The 1,613-nt window shown below is 77.1% G+C and carries 2 protein-coding genes; one reads left to right on the plus strand and one right to left on the minus strand.

Annotated features, from left to right (window positions below):
* Positions 1-233, plus strand: a 233-nt coding sequence (locus ABD54_RS28445; RefSeq protein ID WP_047872284.1) for a hypothetical protein, incomplete at its 5' end; no start/stop codon positions are given.
* Between the two features lie 844 nt (positions 234-1,077).
* On the opposite strand, the gene ABD54_RS26510 is transcribed toward ABD54_RS28445, so the two are convergent.
* The coding region (locus ABD54_RS26510; protein ID WP_047872285.1) for a hypothetical protein at positions 1,078-1,613 on the minus strand (536 nt) is incomplete at its 5' end.

Consider the following 1,613-nt stretch of genomic DNA (forward strand, 5'->3'; position numbering starts at 1 on the left):
CGTACGCCCCGGCCGCGAACCCCCCGCCCACGCAGGCCCCCTCGGCACGGGACACCCCGGCACGGGCCCCCTCGGCGCAGGGGATCGAGTCCTGGATCGACGCCTTGGGCGACGGGCGCACCCCCGTGCGGGGCGGATACGAGCAGAGGATCGCCGCGGTGAGGAGCGTTCCGGCCTCCCCCTGGCGCCGGGCCGTCTTCGCGGTGACCGGAGGACGCCTCAACCTGGGTTGACCTCCTCTCCTGCCTGGAGGCGGCAGAACCCGGAACCGCCTACCGGTGGTTCGGGGCCGGGGCCCCGTCACGGGCCGCCCCGTCCGGGAGGGCTCCCGTCGAGGTCTCACGCCAACTCCCGCCCCTGCCGTGTGGGCTCGGCCGTGAGCACACGGCGGGGGCCCGGCCGACACCTCCGGTCCGGCGGCCCCGGGATCGTTCGCCGCGTCCACGCCTCGGTCACGGGCCGCTCCGCGCCGGGGGCGCGCCCGCTCCCGTGCGCGCGGCGGCGACGACGCCTGGACGCGCCCGCCCCCGGGCGTCGAGCACGCCTTGGAGGAGGGCAAGGACCGGTCCACCACGACCGGGTCCCGCCCGTGCAGGGCCCACGCACCCGAACGCGTGCCACAGTCCGGCGGCCTGCGCGTCGGCCGGGTGGAAGCGGTACCGACAGGTCCGCTTCACGCTCTCTCCGGTCACGGCACGCACCGTAGCGACCGCCCCGCGATCGCGTCAGCCCAATCCGACACAAAGCCGCGAGGGCGGAGAGGGCGTTCCCCCCGCCCTGAAGGGCGGGGTGCCCACGCCCGACGAACAGACGGACCCGTGGTCGGGTGACGGCAGGGGGAGGCGCGTCCGCCTCCCCTTGCGGACGCGCCTCCGGAGACGCCGTACGGCGCCCCCCATCCGCCGGGCCGGTTCACGGGCCGCCCTTCCACGGGCCAGAGAACCCGGACAACCCGGTCCGGCGGGCGCCGACCGTCCGGTTCCGTCCCCTCGGCGAAGCACCGGTCCAGTCGGCTCGGCCGTCCCGCGCCGGGCCGCTCAGGCCGGGGCCCCGCGGCGCTGGGACGGCGTCCTCAGGTCATCTCCTCTCCCCCAGCCCCCCGATCAGGGCCATCGCCTCCCCGTGGGTGGCGGGCAGGGGCACAGTCCACACGGCAGCCCCGTGCTCCCAGCAGGTCCCCCGGCGCAGCGCGTCCAGTTCGCCGTCCAGCTCCGCGGACTCGGGGGCCACCACCGCGATCCGCCCCCGGGCCAGCAGGCACACCGACTCCCCGCGCGTGAAGAACCCGCGCAGTTCGTGGCCGAGCACGATCAACCGCGCGGTGCGCCGCCACGGGTCGATCCCAGGGTCCAGCGCCACGACCACGAGCCGGTGCCCCGAGGCGGGCGGCGCCCCGTCGCCGGTGTGCCGGTACAGCTCACCGAGCCGGGTCCGCAGGTACTCCGCGGTGGCCAGGCCGGTCAGCGGGTCCTGGCATGTGTCCCAGCCGCGTCCCGCGTCCGCCCACCCCTCGGCCAGCGCCCGGACCAGGACCGGCGGCGGGCTCCGCCACCCCGCCACCGACGTGAACGCCGACAGGTCGTCCAGGCTCTGCCCGATCCCCACCCCCGAAC

The organism is Nocardiopsis sp. RV163 (assembly GCF_001029525.1).
GTDB classification, from domain to species: domain Bacteria; phylum Actinomycetota; class Actinomycetes; order Streptosporangiales; family Streptosporangiaceae; genus Nocardiopsis; species Nocardiopsis dassonvillei.